Source organism: Aneurinibacillus sp. UBA3580 (genome assembly GCF_002375825.1).
Taxonomy (GTDB): Bacteria; Bacillota; Bacilli; order Aneurinibacillales; family Aneurinibacillaceae; genus Aneurinibacillus; species Aneurinibacillus danicus.
The window spans coordinates 2,825-3,147 of record NZ_DFMZ01000135.1 but is presented as its reverse complement, the minus strand read 5'-3'; the positions used below and the strand labels follow the sequence as shown (position 1 = coordinate 3,147).

The 323-nt window shown below is 52.6% G+C and carries 1 protein-coding gene; it reads left to right on the top strand.

What is annotated here, in order from left to right; translation table 11 throughout:
* Positions 1 to 323 (top strand): methyl-accepting chemotaxis protein (locus B2899_RS17665; RefSeq protein ID WP_286887471.1); only part of this gene is annotated, 323 nt, incomplete at both ends.

Sequence of the window (323 nt, the reverse complement as noted above, 5' to 3'; positions counted from 1 at the left end):
GTGCGGAAGCTGGCCGAGCAATCGCACCATGCAGCCCAAAAAATTACGGAGCTCATTACAGATATTCAGGCGGAAACGTCGGTTACGGTACGAACAATGGAAACCAACCTTCAGGCCGTAGAGGAGCAGGTGGACATTATTCAGGCAGGCGGCCGGGCGCTGCAGACCATTGTTGCGCAGGTAGAACAAACCGAAACGAGTGTCGGGGAAATTCAAACGATTTTTTCCGATTTACTGGAAAATGCGGCCCGGGTTCTGGCTGCGATTAAAGATATTACAGCACTGGTAGAATCATCAGCTGCCGCATCCGAACAGGCTGGCGC